The 18,941-nt window shown below is 54.0% G+C and carries 23 protein-coding genes; 2 read left to right on the top strand and 21 right to left on the bottom strand.

The window, feature by feature from the left end; translation table 11 throughout:
- Positions 1-17 precede the first annotated feature (17 nt).
- The 9 genes from plsX to J4859_RS07415 all read right to left on the bottom strand — a co-directional run bounded on the left by plsX (position 18) and on the right by J4859_RS07415 (position 7,996).
- Positions 18-1,019, bottom strand: a complete 1,002-nt coding sequence (gene plsX, locus J4859_RS07455; protein WP_212334811.1) for a phosphate acyltransferase PlsX — start codon at positions 1,017-1,019, stop codon at positions 18-20.
- A 79-nt stretch (positions 1,020-1,098) separates the two neighbouring features.
- Positions 1,099-1,278: a 50S ribosomal protein L32 gene (rpmF, locus tag J4859_RS07450; protein WP_212334809.1), complete on the bottom strand. Its 180-nt coding sequence runs from the start codon at positions 1,276-1,278 to the stop codon at positions 1,099-1,101.
- Positions 1,279-1,416: 138 nt separating this feature from the next.
- The gene (locus J4859_RS07445) at positions 1,417-1,995 is read right to left on the bottom strand and encodes a DUF177 domain-containing protein (RefSeq protein WP_212334807.1); all 579 of its coding nucleotides are present in this window, start codon (positions 1,993-1,995) and stop codon (positions 1,417-1,419) included.
- Positions 1,996-2,000: 5 nt separating this feature from the next.
- Positions 2,001-2,498 (bottom strand): ATPase, encoded by a 498-nt coding sequence (locus J4859_RS07440; RefSeq protein WP_212334806.1) that lies wholly within the window; start codon positions 2,496-2,498, stop codon positions 2,001-2,003.
- Positions 2,499-2,595: 97 nt separating this feature from the next.
- Positions 2,596-3,111 carry a pantetheine-phosphate adenylyltransferase gene (gene coaD, locus J4859_RS07435; protein ID WP_212334804.1) on the bottom strand — a complete coding sequence of 172 codons (516 nt, stop codon included), beginning with the start codon at positions 3,109-3,111 and terminating at the stop codon, positions 2,596-2,598.
- Between the two features lie 12 nt (positions 3,112-3,123).
- A complete protein-coding gene (gene rsmD, locus J4859_RS07430) occupies positions 3,124-3,702 on the bottom strand; it encodes a 16S rRNA (guanine(966)-N(2))-methyltransferase RsmD (protein ID WP_212334802.1) in 579 nt (192 codons plus the stop codon).
- Positions 3,699-5,861, bottom strand: a complete 2,163-nt coding sequence (gene recG / locus J4859_RS07425) for an ATP-dependent DNA helicase RecG (RefSeq protein ID WP_212334793.1) — start codon at positions 5,859-5,861, stop codon at positions 3,699-3,701. The genes rsmD and recG overlap by 4 nt, the downstream gene beginning before the upstream one ends.
- Positions 5,862-5,885: 24 nt before the next feature.
- Entirely contained in the window at positions 5,886-7,589 is a 1,704-nt protein-coding gene (locus J4859_RS07420; protein WP_212334791.1) for a DAK2 domain-containing protein, read from the bottom strand.
- Positions 7,590-7,651: 62 nt separating this feature from the next.
- Positions 7,652-7,996 (bottom strand): Asp23/Gls24 family envelope stress response protein, encoded by a 345-nt coding sequence (locus J4859_RS07415; RefSeq protein WP_212334777.1) that lies wholly within the window; start codon positions 7,994-7,996, stop codon positions 7,652-7,654.
- Between the two features lie 967 nt (positions 7,997-8,963).
- On the opposite strand from J4859_RS07415, the gene rpmB reads away from it, so the two are divergent.
- Positions 8,964-9,152: a 50S ribosomal protein L28 gene (rpmB, locus tag J4859_RS07410; RefSeq protein ID WP_212334775.1), complete on the top strand. Its 189-nt coding sequence runs from the start codon at positions 8,964-8,966 to the stop codon at positions 9,150-9,152.
- A 90-nt stretch (positions 9,153-9,242) separates the two neighbouring features.
- Here rpmB and J4859_RS07405 read toward each other — a convergent pair whose 3' ends face one another.
- On the bottom strand, positions 9,243-9,938 hold the full coding sequence (locus tag J4859_RS07405; protein ID WP_212334773.1) for a thiamine diphosphokinase: 696 nt from the start codon (positions 9,936-9,938) through the stop codon (positions 9,243-9,245).
- 1,338 nt (positions 9,939-11,276) lie between these two features.
- On the opposite strand from J4859_RS07405, the gene J4859_RS07400 reads away from it, so the two are divergent.
- On the top strand, positions 11,277-11,459 hold the full coding sequence (locus J4859_RS07400) for an FmdB family zinc ribbon protein (protein ID WP_212334771.1): 183 nt from the start codon (positions 11,277-11,279) through the stop codon (positions 11,457-11,459).
- A 33-nt stretch (positions 11,460-11,492) separates the two neighbouring features.
- Here the strand turns inward: J4859_RS07400 and J4859_RS17660 are convergent, their stop codons facing one another.
- The 11 genes from J4859_RS17660 to def all read right to left on the bottom strand — a co-directional run bounded on the left by J4859_RS17660 (position 11,493) and on the right by def (position 18,916).
- Positions 11,493-11,672 (bottom strand): transposase, encoded by a 180-nt coding sequence (locus tag J4859_RS17660; RefSeq protein ID WP_212334769.1) that lies wholly within the window; start codon positions 11,670-11,672, stop codon positions 11,493-11,495.
- A gap of 90 nt (positions 11,673-11,762) precedes the next feature.
- Positions 11,763-11,945: a hypothetical protein gene (locus J4859_RS07390; protein WP_212334767.1), complete on the bottom strand. Its 183-nt coding sequence runs from the start codon at positions 11,943-11,945 to the stop codon at positions 11,763-11,765.
- 87 nt (positions 11,946-12,032) lie between these two features.
- A complete protein-coding gene (locus J4859_RS07385) occupies positions 12,033-12,200 on the bottom strand; it encodes a hypothetical protein (RefSeq protein WP_212334758.1) in 168 nt (55 codons plus the stop codon).
- Between the two features lie 595 nt (positions 12,201-12,795).
- Complete coding sequence (locus tag J4859_RS17655) at positions 12,796-13,128, bottom strand: transposase (RefSeq protein WP_371812211.1); 333 nt, start codon at positions 13,126-13,128, stop codon at positions 12,796-12,798.
- Positions 13,129-13,340: 212 nt separating this feature from the next.
- Positions 13,341-13,625, bottom strand: coding sequence for a transposase (locus tag J4859_RS17650; RefSeq protein ID WP_371812238.1), 285 nt, complete (start codon positions 13,623-13,625; stop codon positions 13,341-13,343).
- A 1,260-nt stretch (positions 13,626-14,885) separates the two neighbouring features.
- The gene (locus tag J4859_RS07375) at positions 14,886-15,122 is read right to left on the bottom strand and encodes a hypothetical protein (RefSeq protein WP_212334756.1); all 237 of its coding nucleotides are present in this window, start codon (positions 15,120-15,122) and stop codon (positions 14,886-14,888) included.
- Entirely contained in the window at positions 15,080-15,448 is a 369-nt protein-coding gene (locus J4859_RS07370; protein WP_212334754.1) for a hypothetical protein, read from the bottom strand. Before J4859_RS07370 ends, J4859_RS07375 begins: the two co-directional genes overlap by 43 nt.
- Before the next feature lie 73 nt (positions 15,449-15,521).
- Entirely contained in the window at positions 15,522-15,713 is a 192-nt protein-coding gene (locus tag J4859_RS07365) for a helix-turn-helix domain-containing protein (RefSeq protein WP_212334752.1), read from the bottom strand.
- Between the two features lie 249 nt (positions 15,714-15,962).
- Positions 15,963-17,447: an RsmB/NOP family class I SAM-dependent RNA methyltransferase gene (locus J4859_RS07360; protein WP_212334745.1), complete on the bottom strand. Its 1,485-nt coding sequence runs from the start codon at positions 17,445-17,447 to the stop codon at positions 15,963-15,965.
- Complete coding sequence (gene fmt / locus J4859_RS07355) at positions 17,444-18,364, bottom strand: methionyl-tRNA formyltransferase (RefSeq protein ID WP_212334743.1); 921 nt, start codon at positions 18,362-18,364, stop codon at positions 17,444-17,446. The genes J4859_RS07360 and fmt overlap by 4 nt, the downstream gene beginning before the upstream one ends.
- Entirely contained in the window at positions 18,365-18,916 is a 552-nt protein-coding gene (gene def, locus J4859_RS07350; protein WP_212334741.1) for a peptide deformylase, read from the bottom strand.
- Between the last annotated feature and the right edge of the window lie 25 nt (positions 18,917-18,941).

Here is an 18,941-nt window from a genome sequence, read left to right as displayed (position 1 = left end):
GTGTAAAACTCTCAACTCTATTGATCTTGTGCCTCATGCGCTTGGATGGTCTTGGTGACCTCGTCGACCAAATGGGCCCGCACGATCTCAGCGCAGTGCAGTGTGCCAGCTGTGACCGCATCCACGCTGCTTGCACCATGACCTTTGAGGACGGGTGCCTTGAGGCCTATGAGGATCGCCCCTCCGTACTTGTCACCGGAGAGCTCTGAAGCCACCTTCTTGAGGGCGGGCTTCAACATCAGTGCGCCCAGGGCAAGCCGTGGTGAGCCTTCGATGGAATCCTTGAGCGCCCCCACGATGAACTTCGCGGTGCCCTCCACGCTCTTTAAGGCCACATTGCCGGTAAAGCCGTCGGTAACTACAACGTCAAAGGAACCTGACAGGAGGTCGGTACCCTCCGCGTTCCCCTTAAAGTTACAGTCAGCCTCTGCCAGTGCCTTGTGATACTCAAGCGCCAGCTGGGAGCCCTTCGTGCCCTCAGAACCATTGCTCAAAAGCCCTACCGTGGGGTTCTGCGTACCGGTAACGATGCGCGAGTAAGCTCGCCCCATCTGCGCGAACTGCACGAGCATATCGGGCCTGACATCCGCATTGGCGCCCATATCCAAAAAGATCGTCCGCTTGCCGTTCGGTCCGGGGATCGGCAGCGCGATTGCGGGTCGCTTGATTCCTCTGATGCGGCCGATAATGAATGTGGAGGCGGTAAGCACTGCGCCGGTCGAGCCGGCAGAGAAAAGCCCCTCCGCTTTGCCTTCGCGCACCGCGCGGGCCGCGCGGACGATCGAAGCGTCCTTCTTCTTGCGTACCGCAGTAGCTGGGTGCTCATCCATATGGATGACTTCGGAGGAAATTAGCGGCATAGCCCCCTCGTGCCGCTCACAGAAGGGTGTGACATACTCGCTTGACCCTGCCACGAGGACCGAGAGATTTGAATCTTCTTCGAGGGCCTGCGCGATGCCCTGCTGCACTACTTCAGGACCACCGTCAGAACTCATTGCATCGACGCAAATGGTAGTCATAGTTCTTCTCCTCCTTATACATGAAGGGAGGCCGACCCAGAAGGCCGGCCTCCCAGGCCACATCTATTCAACCGCCTGACTACTCAGTGACAATGACCTCACGGTCCTTGTAGTAGCCACAGTTAGGGCATACATGATGTGGAAGCTTAGGCGCGCCACAATGCGGACATACGGAGCGTGCCGGTGCAGCGAGCTTACTATTAGCCGAACGACGTGTATGCGTAGCACCGCGGCCTTTTTTCTGCTTAGGTACTGCCATCTTGACCTCTCTTACCTGCTTTTAGTCCCACGAACTTGCCAGTGAGACGGATTTACCTCGAATCACACAGATAGAAATTATACCACGCTCACAACCAGTGTTGGACTGAAGATCAGTATTTCTCCATCTATGCACGCATCACTGCTTGTTGCCGTCCAAATGAAGGTTCTTGAGCACCGCGAAGGGCGAATCCTCAAGACGACCTTCCGCGTACTTGGTGGCGCAGCCGCAGTCCCCCTCGTTGAGGTTGTGACCGCAGTAGGGGCACAACCCTTTGCAGTCGGGCTTGCAGAGCACGACAAAAGGGGTGTCTATTACGAGCGCCGCGCTCAGTGCATCGGTCAGATCGATCGTCTTGTCGTCCGACACGAGCGCGTAGTCGACGTCTTCCTCGTCGCCCTCGTCCTCTTCTTGAGGGTCCTCTTGGGGCGCCTCAAAGAGAAAGTACTCGTTGACCTCGCTTGCGATCTCAAAGGCCGCCTTATCGAGGCAGCGGTCGCACAGCCCCTCGACATGGGCGCGCACCAACCCGGTCACCAGGATACCTTCTCCGGCATTCGTGAGGATCAGGTCGTAATCCATACCGTTGGGAAGGGTGAAGTCCCGGCCACCTACTGAGTAGCCCCCAAGTGCGATGTGCCCCTTGAGCGGCAGCGAGTCACCCGGGTTTGCCAGGCGCTCATCGAGTTCGACAACTAACTGAAAATCTGTGGTCATAGCATCTACCAGGAGCCGTTGTTGGCTGAATCATCGCCGTGCGAAGAGACATTCTCATTGAGCGTCTGTCGCGTACGGGTAACGGTTTGAGTCAGAGACTTTAAGTTGTCTTCTAAATGCTGCAGCACGGTATCGGCATACTCCTCAGCGTTGTAGCGGGTATCCTGCTGATACTGATCGGCTTTCTGGCGGATACTATCAGCCTGCTGCTGTGCAAGCCTGACGATCTCCTGATCCCCTGCCAGGATCGCCGCCTGCTGTCGGGCATCCGCGATGATCGCATCCGCCTGATTTTGGGCGTTCCTCAGGGTCTGGTCCCGCTCTTTCACGATGCGGCGGGCATCGGAAAACTCCTGCGGAAAGATACGCCGGATATCGTCGATAATCGCATAGATCTCTTCCGGATCTATCACTTTATTGCCACTTCCAAAGGAAGACTTAGCCTCGGTGACGGTCTGCTCAAGTTCATCGAGCAGATCCATGATTTCAGCACCTGGCTCCATTCAAAGCTCCTTTCGTGGTAAGCAAAAGGGCACCATGCCCCATCATGTTCACAATCTCTATCATACTAGCAAACCATGCCTGCTCTCCATGGTTTGTTCATGAACGTTTACCGCCGAAGTGCACCTCCAGAGCAGCAGCCACATTGGATGGTACCAGCTGACGCACATCTGCACCGAACGAGGCGATCTCGCGCACGATTGAAGAGGAAAGGTAGCTGTATTCGGGTGTGGACATGATGTAGATGGACTCGATGTCCGGAGCCAGCTTCGAGTTCAAGCTGGCCTGCTGCAGCTCGTATTCAAAGTCCGTCATCGCCCGCAGGCCCTTAACGACGCCTTCCGCACCGACCTGGTGACAGAAATCGACCAGAAGCCCGGTCAGCGGCAGGACATCCACATCCTTGGTGCGCTCATCAGAGGCCAGCGCATCTTGTGTGAGCTTGACACGCTCCTCGAGCGTAAACATTGTGCCCACTCCGCGCTTGTTACATGAGGCGGCCACGCCCACCGTGACGCGCGGGCAGATACGCACCGCGTGGCGGATCACATCGATGTGCCCGTAGGTGATCGGGTCAAAGGTCCCTGGCACCACGAGGTGTGTGATCGAATTCATGTCTTCTTGCATCTACGACTCCTCAAGACGCCACAGCTCAACCACGGTCGAGCCGTATCGTTTGGATTTCTCGCATTGAGCGTTTTCAAGCGGTAAGGGCGCGCCTTTTCCCGCCCGCTCGTACACTACAACGCAGCGCGGTGTAAGTACATAGTTTTTTCGAGCTGTATCTACAATCTGGGCAACCTGGGCAGCTTCCATTCTGTAGGGCGGATCCAGAAAGACTGCGTCAAAGGGTGCCCCGGCAGGGCTTTCAGTACCCATCAGCCGCCCCGTCGAACCTGCAAGCACCGTATAGTTTTCCTTGTCTGCCCGGACCTTATTCAGGTTACGCCTGATACGCCTGACCGCTTCGCGGTCCTGATCGATAAAGGTCACGTGCCGAGCTCCCCGGCTCAAGAGCTCTATCCCAACCGCACCGGAGCCCGCAAAGGCATCCAGCACTGAGCAGGAGGAAAGATCCAAGTTGAAGGCCGAGCTCACCATTGAGACGATCGACTCACGCACCCGACCGGTCGTCGGGCGTGTCACCGCCCTGCCTTCCGGAGCTTCAAGCGGCTGTCCCCGCCATTTCCCACCGATCACTCTCACACATGCTCAACCTCCTTGAAGTAGGCCCCAAAACGTGAGCGCATCTCAAAGCCCAGAAGCGCATGCAGAGGCTCACTCAACGCCTGGTCGTGCGCCGCGATCTCGCGGGCATCCACGTAGGCGTACTTGATCAGATCCTCGTCGTTTTCCAGATCCGCCACCTTCAAGGTGACCCCGCCAGACTGCCGATAACCCAGGAGATCTCCCTCATGCCTGAGTTTCAGGTCCATGTTCGCCAACTCATAACCGTCGGAAGTTTTCTCCAAGACGCTCAGGCGCTTGCGTGCCAGAGTTCCCTTCTTAGCGGCCGCTTCCAGGTAGACTTTTCCTGTGACTGAGCCTCGGCCGACCCGACCCCGCAGCTGGTGCAGGGTTGCCAGACCGAAGCGATCTGCATCGAGCACGAGCATCACCGTGGCATTGGGGACATCGACGCCGACTTCGATCACCGTGGTGGAGACGATCACGTCCAACTGCCTGGTGCGGAATTGCTCCATCACCTCATCCTTTTGCTGCGCGCTCATGCGGCCATAGAGAAGGCCGATGCGCATGTTCGGGAAGACCTCGGTCTTCAGACGCTGATAGGTCGGGATCGCAGCGTGGGGCTTCGTGACTTTGGACTTCACGTTCTCCGGCACCTCGTCGAGGGCATCCCCTTCGTCGCTCTCATCAACCAGCGGGCACACCACGTAGGCCTGCTGTCCTTTGGCCACCGCGGCGCGGATCGCCCCAAAGGCGATATCGGCATTCTCGGGGGTGATCACTTTCGTCTTGATACCTGCGCCTCTGACCGGGCGCTTGGTGATGCGGGAGACGGAGAGATCACCGTACACCGACAACGCTAAGGTTCTCGGTATCGGCGTTGCACTCATGGTCAGCATATCCACGCCCACGCCTTTTGAACGCAGCAGAACGCGCTGTCCCACGCCGAAGCGGTGCTGTTCGTCGACTATCTCAAGTGTCAGATGGTCAAACTCAAGATTCTCCGAGAGGATCGCAGCCGTACCGAAGACGACGGTGATTGCCCCCTCCGCGATACCCTGTGTGCTCTCCGCGCGCTCTGCCTGCGGGGTCGCTCCCGTGATCAGAACCCAGGAAATCTTCGCTTTGTCCAGAACAGGACCGAGCTTCTCCGCATACTGGTGGGCCAATACCGACGTCGGTGCCATGACCGCCGCCTGGGTACCGCTGTCCGCCACTGCACCGAGTGCGAGTGCGGCTACCGCGGTCTTGCCGGTGCCGACATCACCCAGCAAAAGCCGGTTCATCACCGTAGAAGAAGCCATATCAGTGAGGATTTCCTTACCAGCCTCCTCCTGCTCATCGGTGAGCTTGAAGGGCAAGGCTTTCCGTAAGGCTTTGAGTTTGAGTCCGTCGATTACATGCTGCGTCGGCCTGATGCCTTTAAGCTCCAGCGAGCGCCGCGTGAGCAGCGTCAGCTGCCACAGCAGCAGCTCGTCGTAGGCTAGACGACGCCGTGCTTGCTGCGCACTGTAGAGGCTCTCAGGGAAATGGACTTCGCGCAGGGCCCTGCCTTCGCTCATCAGTTTGTGTTTTGCGACATAGGAGGCGGGCATAAAGTCGACGACGTCTCCGTAGTCCATGATCGCTGAGCTGATGATGCGGCGCATCCAGGCGACTGTGACCCCCTCACCGACCGGGTAGACCGGCAGAATCTTTGTCGGCTGGGCAGCTGCCTCCTCGGCACCGAGGTTCTCAAAGAAGGGGCCATTCATCTGTTTGAAGCCATAGTTGAAGGTGACTTTCCCCTGCAGGAGAAGGGTGTCACCTTTCTTCAATTGGTCTTTGATCCAGGGTTGTCTGAAAAAGGAGACCCGCATCACGCCGGTCTCGTCAACCACGTAGACTTCGACAATCGTGAGGCGGGGACGCGGCTGCTTGAAGTTGATCCTGTCCACAGTCGCTCTGACCGTAGCGAGGTTCCCGATCTCCGTCTGCTCGATCGGAGTTAAGGTCGTAAGATCGAGATAGCGGGACGGCAGATGGAGCAGGATATCGCGCACCGTATAGATGCCCAGGTGTTCCAGGGCATCCCGGCGTGTACCCTTGGCATACCGGAGCCGACCTATACCATCGTCTTGTGCCAGACTACGCAGAATGCGGTCGGATGCGTAGGGTATACCAATGCGACTCGTCACACTATCACTGATTCAAATGAAGTTTTATTCGATCGAGAAGATCACCGGATAGAGCGGTTGCTCTCCACGGTGGGCGTCAAGCTCCAGATCCGGCTGAGCCTCAGCGATTGCGTCCTGCAGTTTCTGGAAGGTCTCGTCGTCCTCATCCTTGCCCGCAAGGATCGTGAGGGTGTCACCCTCTTCTTCGTCCTGCATGCGGTTGATAAGGTCAACGGTAACCTGCTGCACGGACTTGCCGACCACGACGATGTCACCGTTCTCGATGCCTATCATGTCGCCCTTGTGGATCGGGGTGCCGTCCTTCGTGGAGGAATCTCGGATCGCAGTAGTGACCTCGCCGTCACGGATATCGTCGAGGGCGGCGGTCATCGCCTGCACGTTGTCCTCTACAGAGGCCTCAGAATCGACTACGAACATCGCAGAGAAGGCCTGCAGTACGGTCTTGGTTGGCACGACGTAGACCTTTGCGGTATCACAAGCAGAGGCGGCAGCCTCTGCAGCCATGCGAATGTTACCGTTGTTCGGCAGCACGACGACGTTACGTGCGTTGACTTTCTCAATGGCAGCCAAGATATCTGCGGTAGAGGGGTTCATCGTCTGCCCACCGGAGACGACTACGTCGACGCCAAGGGACTTCAAGATGTCTTCCTCACCAGAACCTGCAGCGACGGCCACAAAGCCGAGCTCCCTCTTCTCTTCTGGAGCTTCCTTGGCCTGACTCTGTTTGTCTGCAACGATCTTCTGGGTCCGCTCCTGGGCCTCAATATCCATGTTGTGGACAAAGACGTTGTAGATCTGGCCTTCCTCAAGCATGTGCTTGAATACCTGGTCAGGATGGTTTGAGTGGACGTGGATCTTATAGTCAGGATTGGAGCCGACCAGAAGCTCACAGTCTCCCATGGAGGTCAAGAACTTCAGGTTTGCTTCCTCGTCGAAGTCAGGGCTGTCGGCCTTGAACAGGAACTCAATGCAGTAGCGGTACTGGGAGCCTGCCCAGTCATCGTTCACCACGAAGTCCATCTCGTCAGCGACGCGGGCCTTTGCCTGATCAGTGGCGCTGGCCTCTTCCTTCTTGCCAGTGCCGACTTCACCGTTAAAATCACGGACCTTACCGCCTTCACCCTTAAGGGCGTTCACAAAGCCCTCAATAAAAGTTGCCAGGCCAAAGGCACCGGAGTCGACAACGCCGTTCTCTTTCAGAACCGGCAGAAGCTCCGGGGTACGCGCAACGGACTCATAGGCTTCGGTCACGATTGCGTCAAGGGTGTCTCCCACGCTTGCACGTCTCAACTCACACTGATCTGCCTTTGCGGAGACATCTTTAAGCACCGTCAGAATTGTGCCTTCAACCGGCTTTCTGACCGCTTTGAAGGCAACCTTGACGCCGCGACGCAGTGCGCGTGCGATATCCGCAGTCGTGGCATTCTCACCCTTTGCATCGCACAGCCCCTCCGCGACACCATGTAGGATCTGTGAGGTGATAACGCCGGAGTTGCCACGTGCCCCCATCAGCGAGCCATGCGTGATCGCTTTAGTGATATCCCGCATGGAAGCGTCAGCGGGCAGCGCCTCAACTTCTTTTACGACGGTGTTGAGCGTCAGCGACATATTCGTTCCGGTGTCCCCATCGGGTACCGGAAAGACATTAAGCTTGTTGATCTCCTCTGCCTTGGCGGCTAACGCCTGGGCGGCGACAGGGAAGCATGTGCGTACAGCGGTGGAAATCATGGTTGAATCCCTTATATTCCTTCTCGATCAGATTTGTATGACAGACAAAGACCTCGTGGATGCTAGTGTATGCGCATACCGTCAATATGTACGTGCACATCCACATCGTCCAATTCGGCGATCTTCTTCAGCAGGAACTTGACCGAGCTGATCAGATTCTGGGAGACAGAGCCCATATTCACGCCCTGTTCGACGATTACGTGCAGATCGATTACGACACGGCCGTTTTTCGCTGAGACGCCGATGCCTTTTCTCAGCCTGTCAATCGAGAGAAGCTGAATGGCACCATTCTCTTTACTCGTCTGCGCCATCCCTACAACGCCGTAACACTCCAACGCAGCATAGCCAGCGAGGTCGGCTATACAGTCGTTCGAAACTCTTAAGCCTCCTGGTACAGACTTTGCCATCTTCACTCCCCTCACGCATTCGACAGGGAATGCGTAATCCGTAACGTATCTTTGTAAGTATATAACTTTTGCCTGAATTTCTTAAAGACCTATCGGTGCTTCACACTTGAAATGGGAGAACCGGATACCTCAGGCTCTGAGCGTATAGGATCTCCATCATTTCGGTGCTCTTGCGCAAGACGATAAGCACAGCGTCTATCGTGGGAGCGCTCAAGCCGGATAGTTCCGCAAAAGACAAATCCATTACGGGAAAGAAGCATGCGCATGCTTCTTATAGGTACCAATCAGGTATCAATCCGCACGCCTCGGCCCTCAGTCTGTGCACGCCTGCAGGACCATTGGAGCATAAACGATCCGACACCGCGTCGCGGGGTGAGCACTGCGAACTGATGGATCACGCAGTAGAGACCGGAATCCTTCTACTCTCCCTGATAGATCGTGGTATAGCTCTGGTCCGGACCTTGGGTCAATACCAAACAGCCTGCAAAGTGCTGCTCTGAGTCTTCACACATAGAGCACCCCTGCCTCTATGTCATGCTCAATCTGTACTCGGTCAGTATACCCATCCTTCCACTGATCAAGATTTCCCATCTCACACATATAGTGACGCGGATGAGCATAGATGTGGTCTATCTGATCCGCATCAACACTTGTCGCTTATCTTATATTCAGCACAATTGTGTGTCCCAACTATCGAAATAGGTGCCATGTGCAGCGCCCAAACACAGCTTTCAGTTTATGAGATGTCTGAAAACGTGCGCGTGCCTTTAGAAAAATCAGATAAATTCGCTATAATAGCTTAGCGTGTAAGAGAGTCGCCCTATGGCTGCCCTGCTCCGCAAAACGAGGGTTCTCTTCATAGATACACCAAGAATTCGTCTGTATGTGGGTATTTTTGTATACCTATGCTATAGTTGTACAGCTATACGAACTCAAGTGAGATACCCACTCATGGGAGGTTTCTAGAATGTCTAAAGTCTGTGAGATCTGTGGTAAACATGCTGTGGCCGGCCGTTCTGTCAGCCACTCACACCGTACCGTCAACCGCAAGTTTAAGCCCAATATTCAGCGTGTCACCGTTGTGGTAGACGGCAAGAAACGTAAGATGAACGTTTGTTCAACCTGCCTGAAGTCCGGCAAGGTTGCCCGTTCGTAACTACGCACTTTTACTGAATCGTCGGAAGGTCACCACCCCCAAGAGGTGGTGACCTTCTCACTATCTAAAGCAATTGTGTTGTGGTGACACTCACTGCTGCTTCATAGCCTCTGCCTTCTGCCTGAGCAGGATTGCTGCGACAAGTCCCTGCTCACAGACAATGGAAGCATCCTTGTTCTGTACCTGATTGGATACTCCCCGATCATCGAGTACCCCAAACTCGGAATGTGTGGGGCACCATAGCATCCCCTGTTCGGTTAAAACGGTCTTTGTGTCAAGCGAGATCGCCGAAAGAACATGGCCCGATGCGTCTAAAGGCAATACCCAACGCTCTCCAGGGCGCAGAAGCCTGCAGAGGAAATTGTCTTCCTGCAGATGCAGCGTGCACTGTTGCTCCGTAGTCGTTCGAGCCAGCTGTGCCAGAACCCCAAAGACCCCGAGCATGTGGTCTACCCGGCCGCCGCTCGCACAGGTAACGGTGAAGTTGGCCTGCCGGTTTTGCTCAGCGGCATGCTTCATACCCATTTTGAGCGCCAAACCCAGGTCGGTGTCGTCCTTGTACCACGAAACCTTCTCTACAGCCACATTGTTTTCATCCAACCAGACAAGCGTCTCCGCATTGAGTGAGTCCTCGTCCCCACACAGCAAATCCGGTACTCGATCGAGCTTGAAGAGCATATTCGCCCCTGAGTCTGCCGCAATCAGATAATCAGCGGTGCTGCAGAGCTTCTCGACGAACCGGGGGCTGCTCGGTTCCGGTGATCCGGCGACGATTACAACACGCATGAATACACTTCCTTCTATAGCAACTAAAGGATCATTGCCGACTATACTATCAACTTGAACACCTAAGGGGAAAAGTCCAGCTGAACCTGTCTGATAGTATGTGGATCACCACACGACAACAATCTATCTAAGGTAGCAGATGGACTGCCCACATTCTACCATTGAGGCGCATCAGAAGCTCTACATTTGAAGAGTGGGTCACACTACAGAGCTGCCTGGAAGGATGGCTTCGCTGAAAAGCATCTGCCTAAGAGCTCAGTTAGCCTGTATGCTCCATCAGCTACGTGGCAGGGTCGAGCTCTGCCACGGTTAAGGCAGTGCGCCAAAGAGCCAAACAAGGGCAGGGCATCTGTAAGGAAAGACGCAAGAGCTGTTGTCACAGAACAGAATCTTCTGAAGAGGCCTTAGCTCACACACTGTGTAGAGGGCTACCTCTTCGAAGGTGGCTGGCCACCTGAGGCGTGCTGCAACCGCTCAGGAGCTGCAGGGGAGTTTGTGTAGAAGGACACTTTATACCTACACTGACCAAAGCTTGCTGGGTATCCACAACTATAGCCTGCCTGAAAAGCTTAAAAGCTCAGGCCTGCCTGTCCGCCAGAACAAAGAAGAGCTCGCCACAAGCTTGAAAAGCGCCCCTAAAGACACAATGCGCACGTCTGAGGTTAGGCACAGGGAGTGATTTGGTCTTAAGCCACAAGACCAAAGGCGATAAGGCACACCTAACCTTGTCTGAGTGTTTGAGCCGTGAGTGTCTCATCCATCCCTGTCCTGGATACAACAGCTGCCAAGCACCATACAGGCTTTCAGAAAGCTACAGGGCCACTGCAGCAAGCACCGCTACGCTATCTTTCAAAACCATCACGGCTGACAGGGGCTCCTGAGTTTGTAGGCTCTTACAGCTAAAGGACATCTCAGAGATACTCATCTGCTGTGTCCACCTCCTACACTTCCTGTAACAAGGGAACTACTGAGCGGCACAACTGCGTAGCCTACAGGCTCATCCCTTAAGGGGACCACAGTGTCACCTGCTCTTTTCAAGACATCATGTCGAAGCCTGGTGTAGCTCGTTGCCAAGAGAGATGTTGGACTACCACATACCGGGTGAACTATTCCGAATCAGAGCTAGATTGCCTCTATCAGACAGCCTGATTAGGAGTGTTCAAGGTACTCCTGCAAGGTAGGAACTGAAGGATCATTGCAAAAGGTTACTAAACGGTATCCGAACTTTGAGCTTTTCGATATTGCGCGGGTGAAAGGCCCCATTTCTGGGTAGAGTACTTTCGGAATTAAGGTCAATAAAATCAATTCTGTACACATAGTATTCGGAGGCAAAACGATATGGCACGTTACGACTACAAGTGCGCCTCATGTGGCAACGTCTTTGAGGTGAAGCACCCGATGGGAGAAACTCCAGTCGTCAAATGCCCAAAATGTGGCCACACTGCCAATCAGGTATTTGAACCCTACGGTATCGAGCTGAAAGGCTCCGGTTTCTACAACACCGATATGAAAGACAAATGAAGAGTTGAAAAGGTGCAGCATGCCGCACCTTTTTTATGGCTCTTCGACATCTCTAGTGGGTAGCACAGGCCAGCTGTCTCTGGGCCGAGAAGTTGAGTTTCCCAGTCTGAGCAAGATCATCGTCTTGAAGTAGGACATGTTCCTGAAGCCCCTGGCAGCACTTTCTGCTGACTGGACGAGGGAGTTGAGCCCTTCGAGGAACGAATTGGTCAAACTCCTCTTCCACTAGTTCAAGATCCCCTCCCGCTCCTTCCTAAGGGTACCTGCTACCCTCTTCACCTTAGCCACGACAGAGTGCATCATCTACAAGCAGAGGCAATCTGGGGCTGCAGCAGCCGATTCCCTGTCGGTGCACGAGTACACGTCGCACATCGCCTCTGCCATCTGACAGGCACGCGCCTCTCCATACCCCTCACAGGGTCTGTCGTCTTTGTGAAAAGCTGCCACCACATGGACGCTGTCCAGGATCTGGGCGGCCTGGGGCATCGCTGCCGCTACGCCGAGCGAGTATGCCTTTGCTATGTCGCGTATGACCTCTAAGCCCTTCGTCTGGTCCCTGTGTGCTCCTTAAGCTCATCTCAAAGCCTTCACACTGCTCCCTTGTCCTTTGCCTTCCGTGATGGCGTGGGCACGCTGGCGGTCGAGGTCGGCCATGATGCTGATACAGCTTTGGTCGCACCTTTTGGCGGTGTCGCCTGTACCCACACGCACGACTCTGGAATAGTCTGCTGCATCCCTCACCTTCGATGTCGCCTTCCCAAGCAGTCTCCATATGCGCGTGGGCTGTCTCGTGCAGAGGTTATCGCTACAACGCTCATGTCGAAGAGCGCTATCACGTATCAGCTGGGCCTCAAACAGCGCCGTGATGCGTCTTTGGACGGATCTTTCAGGGTATCCTTGCGGCATGCACGCCGTCCTTGGGGCCCTCAATACTGCGCCGTGTACGGTCGTCTCGTATTGCCAGATGTCGAGATGCCACAAGGTCTTCTCGCGCGTCGTAGGTGCCGCAGCGCCTGTGGCAGGCAGGGCTCACCACTTACCTGTCCCTGACGTGTGCCACCCTCACAGGGAGGATTTCCTGCATTCATCTGCGCTCCTTAAACCAGACATCGAAGAGCTCCATTCGTCTCTAAGCCCCCTGGGACCTCTTAAAAAGCCTTGCCAGCATACCTACCTTGAACATCCATATCGCACCTTAGGACCACATCCGTCGCCAAAATCTTGGCTGTCCAGGTACTACGTGCTCAAGGGGATGCAGGAGTGCTACCCACCATAAGTAGCGAAGAGCCTTTTTTATGGTTCAGTCATAATTCCTGTTGATAGATAACCTCAGAGGTCATGAGAATTTCCTGCTGGCATCAATGATCTTCAGGAAGAAATATTCATCATCCGGATAGCCGTATCCTTTGCGTCTCAGTGTCTTGATCATCTGGTTGGTTCCTTCAACTTTGCCAGATGAGATATGAACTCGTGCATGAGAGATAATTCCTTTCATGTGGTTCTTAAGCAGCTTGGCAAACCACATGAAATGCTTGTTCTTGGTTGCTTTGCAGGTGCGTATGATCCGGCTACTATGAATCTTCATGCCTCTTTCGGTATTTGCTTTGTATGCTTTACTAAGCTGTTCTTCTACCAGATCCATGGTGAAGAACAGCTTGTTTTCATCCAACAGCTTCTTGTATTCTTCTTCAATTCCTGCTTTTTTGCTTCACCTTTGGCTTTTTGAACAGATCGCTTCCTTTGGCAATGATTTTGCCCGCTTTGGCAGCTTTCTGTTTCTGCTTGCTGGTCTCAGTATTTGTCATCAGGACATATTTGGAGCCTTTGAGAGCTTTGGCAGCTTCTGTATTGCCTTCTTCTATCAGGCATCTCTGTTCCTCTTTACGGACCTTTTGATACCACCTTGTCATTGAAGTTTTTGATCAGATGGAAATGGTCATAGACAATATCTAGCCACCCACAGCGTTTCTTGAAAGCTTCTTCAAAGTCACTGTTCATATCACAGGCCACAGCCTTGACGTTTTTCATCCAGTCGATGCCGATCCAGTCAATAAAGTCATATACAGTCTGTTTCTTCTTGCCACAGGCAAGCCACAGCACATCTCCGCTCTTCATGTCCATGATCAACGTAAGCGCATCTATGGCCTTTATGAAGAAGGAATTCATCAATGCCAAGATACTTTGAGTATTCTGTAGGCTTCTTCAGTTGCTTACCTTTACCGTTAACGGTATACAGTTCCCAAAGACGCTTCTTATCGATTCCCTTGACGCTATTCTTGCTTAAAACCGACAATGATGGATATTTCCTTCACTGTCAGTTAAAAGTAAAGCAGATCGCATGTATAGTTCTCAAGAGCAGCTCTAATCAGATGTCCCTGAGCCTTGAAATCTACAGGTTCTGTATAAGTGCTAGCCGCACAGTTCTTATTCTGGCAGAGTGCTCGCTGCTTGGATACAACGATGTGAGTATAGATACCTCCCATAGCAATGTGTTTCAAGTCAACCTCGACTGTGCCGTTATACACCGTCTCCTGGCCACACAAGCTGCACTAGATCGGCTGTCCGTTCAGACGATTCAGCTTTCCCTTAAAGAAGTATTCAGTGACTTTGCGCTTGGCAGGTCTAGATGATGTGCCCACAGAGATCTCTTTAACGGCCGTTTGCGTCATACCAACCTGGGTAAAGGAGGGCAGACCTGATGAGAATGTTAAGATGCCACTCAGGAGCTGTATATCAGAAATTGAATCAGTCAGATCATAGGTATCAGCACGAAGATCTTCTGATCTTGTATCAAGCAATTCTCCCTGAATAAGCGGCTGTGTGTTAACATTGATATGGATCTCCTATTTTGTATGTTTGCTCACACACAACTATACGAGATCCATTTTTATATTCGTACTATATCTCCGTCCCACATGGCGTCATATCAACAGGTTTTGGGATTGAGCCTTTTTTATTAGTTCTAACAGTAAACAATTCTGTTGATAGAGCCACACGTCATGGAAAGCCCTCAAGCACAAGAATCTATCATGCGCTCAAGGACCATATTGCTCCTGGATCAGTGTTAGTTCATGATGGTGAAAATGCCCATAATCTTCTCATTGAGAAGCTCCATCTTCATAGCGAATCATACATTGCTAATGAGAAGGATAAGAACTATCTGGAGAATATGGCACTGATCAATAACATGTGTTCCTGGCTTAAGAGATACATCTATCGTTTCATCGGCATGAGAATGGACAACCTGCAGTCATATCTAAATTGGCTCGTGTATCTTTTCAGGGGGCAGATTGTCAAGCTGAGTGCACCATCTCCCTAAAGACCTCGTTGGCTGTCCTATATTTCAGGACCTTCCTCGTCCTGTCGCAGATCAGCTCCACCGCATACCGGACCTCCTCGTTTGTGACCTTGCTGAAGTCTGTGCTCTTAGGGGAAGAACTTGCGCAGGAGCCCGTTGGTGTTCTTAACTGTTAGCTTCTGCCATAGATGGTGAGGGTCGCAGAAGTAGAACTGTACACCTCCCAAGGCCTTTGTGAACCCTGCATGCCCTGCGAACTGCTTGCCCCTATCCGGAAGTGAGCGTCTTAAGGGGACGTCCCTGCAAAAGCCCGAAGGCGGCCTTAGAGACGCTTCCGCTGTCGTGATGGCATCTTCTCGCGGCAAGCAGCCTCACTGCCCTGTCGGCAAGCACGAGCAGGCACACGGGTCCGCTGCCACGAGCGTGTCGTCTGCCCCCTCTCCGAGGCGAGACCTCGCATCGGCCTCTTGGGCCTTTCCTTTACGGTGTGTAAGATCTCGATCTTGCCCCTGATCTTAGGCCCCTTCCTGCGCAGGTGGCGCCGCATCTTGCCTTGCGGGCCGGATCCCGACAGGTCGAGGGCGGCTATGGACCTGCCGGTAAGAATAGTCGGCAGGCTCAACGGTGCACCTGCCGCCACCCTCGAGCCTGAGATGTCGTCTATCTCCTCCAGGGACCAGTGTCTGTCCATGATGAGTAAGCGCACCTTCTGCGTAAGCGCAGGGTCTGAAAGCCGCCTTTTCGCCCTGCATTTCCTGTGGCGCTCATCCGCCCTCCTTTTGGGCAGTACATGCCCTAAAGCGTCCGTAGCGGCCGTTCCTCTTGAGCTTGTGGCAGATGCTGGAGCTGTCCCTGCCGATCTCTGCCGCGATATAGGCAATTGACCTTCCCTTGTGCCACACAGCTTGGCTATGCAGTCCCTCTCCTGTAGGCTTGAGATGCTTGTAGTGGCACATTCCTTCTAGCTTGCGACGTTGACGAGACAACCAACATCGTAGCCTTCCGGAGTGTGCCACACCTGCATCCAGCGGGTCATCCTGTTGCACTTAGAATGCTAATCCGCCGGGTGAAAGGAAATGTAGATAGATGGCCTAAGATGAACCGGATTTTGCGACATTTAGTGCTGAGTGACATTCAATACAAGCGAGAAGCTCAGCATTAATCGATTTCAGCATCAACAGAATTGTTGACTGTTAGATTGATTATTAGTTCTGCACGTTCCTCAGGCGTATGCAGAAATGCCCGTCGGGACCATTGAACGACGGCAAGCAGGCAAAGCAACCTTCCGGTGTGACCCATTTATTCAGCTCTTGCTTCCCTGCCTCATCGAGCAGTACCACGCCCGGCGCCTTCAGCACTGACTCGACTTCAAAGTGCTTTCCCACATCGCTTGCAAGGAACTCTTTGACAATCGCTTCGTCTTCTTCCTTGAATACCGAGCACGTGGCGTAACACAGGAGCCCACCGCACTTGACACGTGTAGCAGCCACATTCAATAAAGCAATCTGTAACTGTGGCAGAGAATCTGTCTGTTTGCGATCAAGCGACTTAGGATCAAGCCCCCACACGATTTCAGGGTGTCTGCGCAAAGTTCCGGTTCCTGAGCAAGGGGCATCCACGAACACTTCGTCGAACTTCCCCTGCAGCTCTTTAGGGCAGTCTTCTGTATCTACAAGCTTCAGTCCATCGACGGCAAAGCTCTTCGTCTGCCCCTCCCAGCCGTACTTTAAGCGCTCTCGGGAAACCTTGACTTTGAATGCTTCGGAATCAATTCCGATGAATGGGATATCTGATTCTGATGCCAGGGATTGGTTCGTCTGTAGCATCAGCCGATCATTGAGGAAGAGCTCCGTCTTGGTGCCTCTCCCCTGTCCGACTTCGAGAAAGGATACTCCGGACTGAGGGGCGCAGAGGAGCGCTACACACTGTGCTGAGGCGTCGCATGGGATGATCTCTCCTGTCTGCACTAAACCGCTTGTAGAGAGTCTCTGAGGGCGCCCAAGAGCATAGCAGTTGGGTAGTTCGCACACGTGAGGCATCAGCTTAGCTTGAGAAAGAAGATTTTCTGTCTCCTGTACTGTATGGAGCCCCAGATTGCCTGCCACAAAGACCGGCGCAGGTTCCATCTGTGCCTGCATAAAGTTCCTCACAGCCTGATCTCCATGAGCACTTCTGATACGCGCGACAAGCCAGGTGGGGCAACCGATCGCCCAACCGAGCTCTTGATCGCTCAGGGTACTCTGCGTGTTCAGGAGCTTCTCTTGGAGCTCTTTATGCTGTGGCCTATCGATCTGGGTAACCTTGTACAACACAGCATTAGCCAGCCCCCGTGCACGGGGGCTCACACTGCCCACCAGCTCGACGCCCTGACTCACCGCAACCGGCACCGGAGTATCGAGAAACAACAGTTCATAGGTTGCGAGTTCAAGCGCATCGCCCACCTTAGGCTCTATATGGGATTTGGATCTGAGATGGGACTTCAGGACCCGCTGCAGTTCCCCTTTGGTAGCGACAACGCCGAGTGCAAGCCGTGTAGCAAGCGCTCTATCCCGTGCAGACAGTGCCGCAAAGGCCTTGGAAGACCGCAACAGATCGCGCATATGTGCGGACCTGAGCCGTTGCTCACGGATTGCCTCAAGTGCGGCCCTACGTGCCGGTGCTATCGCAGAGGATCTCTTCTTACCGCTCACGAAAGACTTGCCCATTCAGTCGGAAGCTGATGCTGCCCCTGCAGCCAAACCTTCGTCTCCAGTTCCTTTTTTCCATCGCTCTTCAGGTTCAAGACTTCAAGGCTGGTTTCATTCCTACAGCCGAGATAGAGTTGGTCGTCTTCCACACGCACCGTGCCTGCAGCAATCGTTTTGTCAGAGACATGAACTTTCGTGATACGGGTACCTTTTCCGGCAAGCAACATCCGGGCGGGAGCCGCATCGCTGGAAGCCTGCACCTTCCGTGCATTGGTTATTGCATTGTCCTTAGGGTTGAGGTGCATCTCCTGCTTCTTGATCTTCGTGGCAAGCGTCACCTTTGAGGCATCCTGCTCAGTCCAGGTCGCCTTCCCCTCGTCGAGATCGTTGATTGCGCTGACTAACTCACAGGCACCGAGGCATGCCAACTCCTGGGTGAGCACCGCGTCGGATTTCTCTCCGATCACCGTGGACACCTGCCTGCAGTAGGCTCCGGCATCCAGGTCATGAGCGATGCGCATGATGGAGACGCCCGCACGTTCATCCCCCGCGAGGATGGCCCGCTGAATCGGGGCAGCCCCACGCCAGCGCGGCAACAGGGAGGCATGCACGTTGAGGCAACCCAACCGTGCGATCGGGAAGATTGCGTCCGGCAGGATCGCGCCGAACGCTGCGACGCAGATCACATCTGGTTTCGCACCTTTGAACTGATCCAGTACCTGCGGCGTAATCCTTCTGGTCTCGAGCACCGGAATGTTCTCTTTGAGGGCCTCTGCTTTAACCGGTGAGGGCTCCAGCTTCTTGCCGCGGGAACGCACCGTGTCCGGTCTGGTTAATGTCAGCACTACATCGAAAGCATGGCTGAGCGCCACTAGTGAGGGAACCGCGAAATCTGGGGTTCCCATAAAGACAACACGCATCTATTCCCCAATCTCTCCCGGACGGGCGCCGTTTGCCAGAGCGATCTGGTACTCCTGTAGCGCCTTAATCTTGTTGGCAGGGGTCAGATGGTCGAGCATCGTAATCCCGTGCAGATGATCGATCTCATGCTGCAGGCATACCGCCATGAGATCCTCCGTAGCCTCATACTGCATCAGGTTCCCCTTGAGGTCGTAGGCATGTACGATCACGTGGCTCGGCCGCTCCACATCGACCGTGATGCCTGGGAAAGAGAGGCAGCCTTCTCCGGTGGTGCGCACCGGGCCGTCCGCAGTGATAACCTTCGGGTTGATCAACACGTAGGGCTTGTTCTGCTCGAGCGTGACGTCGATAACGACAATCTGCTTCATTACGCCAACCTGTGGGCCTGCCAGGCCACAGCCGTCCGCCGCATACATATCGTCCAGCATGCGCTTGGCAACTTTTTTTGTCTCCCTGCCGATGTTAGCGACATCGATCAGGCTGCACTCCTGCTGCAGGCGCTCATCGGGAGATACGACAATATCGTTCAAGAGTTTTTCCTTGCAGGGCATAGAACCTCTCATTCATAGATCCTTC

The sequence above is a fragment of the Atopobium sp. oral taxon 416 genome, assembly GCF_018128285.1.
In the GTDB taxonomy this organism is placed as follows: Bacteria; Actinomycetota; Coriobacteriia; order Coriobacteriales; family Atopobiaceae; genus Olsenella_L.
This window is presented reverse-complemented; position numbering and strand designations above follow the sequence as displayed.

Coding starts and splice junctions, on each gene's coding strand:
- plsX (WP_212334811.1), bottom strand. CDS start 1,019: ATGACTACCATTTGCGTCGATGCAATGAGTTCTGACGGTGGTCCTGAA.
- rpmF (WP_212334809.1), bottom strand. CDS start 1,278: ATGGCAGTACCTAAGCAGAAAAAAGGCCGCGGTGCTACGCATACACGT.
- J4859_RS07445 (WP_212334807.1), bottom strand. CDS start 1,995: ATGACCACAGATTTTCAGTTAGTTGTCGAACTCGATGAGCGCCTGGCA.
- J4859_RS07440 (WP_212334806.1), bottom strand. CDS start 2,498: ATGGAGCCAGGTGCTGAAATCATGGATCTGCTCGATGAACTTGAGCAG.
- coaD (WP_212334804.1), bottom strand. CDS start 3,111: ATGAATTCGATCACACACCTCGTGGTGCCAGGGACCTTTGACCCGATC.
- J4859_RS07420 (WP_212334791.1), bottom strand. CDS start 7,589: ATGATTTCCACCGCTGTACGCACATGCTTCCCTGTCGCCGCCCAGGCG.
- J4859_RS07415 (WP_212334777.1), bottom strand. CDS start 7,996: ATGGCAAAGTCTGTACCAGGAGGCTTAAGAGTTTCGAACGACTGTATA.
- rpmB (WP_212334775.1), top strand. CDS start 8,964: ATGTCTAAAGTCTGTGAGATCTGTGGTAAACATGCTGTGGCCGGCCGT.
- J4859_RS07405 (WP_212334773.1), bottom strand. CDS start 9,938: ATGCGTGTTGTAATCGTCGCCGGATCACCGGAACCGAGCAGCCCCCGG.
- J4859_RS07400 (WP_212334771.1), top strand. CDS start 11,277: ATGGCACGTTACGACTACAAGTGCGCCTCATGTGGCAACGTCTTTGAG.
- J4859_RS07390 (WP_212334767.1), bottom strand. CDS start 11,945: ATGCCCCAGGCCGCCCAGATCCTGGACAGCGTCCATGTGGTGGCAGCT.
- J4859_RS17650 (WP_371812238.1), bottom strand. CDS start 13,625: ATGAATTCCTTCTTCATAAAGGCCATAGATGCGCTTACGTTGATCATG.
- J4859_RS07370 (WP_212334754.1), bottom strand. CDS start 15,448: ATGGACAGACACTGGTCCCTGGAGGAGATAGACGACATCTCAGGCTCG.
- J4859_RS07365 (WP_212334752.1), bottom strand. CDS start 15,713: ATGTGCCACTACAAGCATCTCAAGCCTACAGGAGAGGGACTGCATAGC.
- fmt (WP_212334743.1), bottom strand. CDS start 18,364: ATGCGTGTTGTCTTTATGGGAACCCCAGATTTCGCGGTTCCCTCACTA.
- def (WP_212334741.1), bottom strand. CDS start 18,916: ATGCCCTGCAAGGAAAAACTCTTGAACGATATTGTCGTATCTCCCGAT.